This is a genomic window from Chryseobacterium sp. SIMBA_038, from assembly GCF_046535115.1.
Lineage (GTDB): Bacteria > Bacteroidota > Bacteroidia > Flavobacteriales > Weeksellaceae > Chryseobacterium.
In genome coordinates this window covers 1-228 of sequence record NZ_JAWRXH010000500.1, presented here as the reverse complement: position 1 = coordinate 228, position 228 = coordinate 1, and the positions used below count along the sequence as shown (strand labels likewise).

At 35.1% G+C, this 228-nt stretch carries 1 pseudogene; it reads left to right on the top strand.

Features of this window, described 5'->3' with window-relative positions:
• Positions 1-228, top strand: a pseudogene (locus tag SB689_RS24410) (hypothetical protein); the annotation flags it as partial.

Here is a 228-nt window from a genome sequence, read left to right as displayed (position 1 = left end):
AAAGCTTAAAAGTATTGGAGGTGTCAAAATAGATTATTGGGATGAACTGGGCTGGGATAATGCCAAAAACGGTAAACTGAAAAGTATAGGAAATATTTCTGTAGATTATTGGGATGATTCTGCTTTCACCAGAGAAAAAGCAGGTAAAGTAAAGAAAATAGGAGGACTTAACGTAGATTATTGGCCTGATGATATTATCGATAACAGCAGAATGGGTAAGTTGAAAAC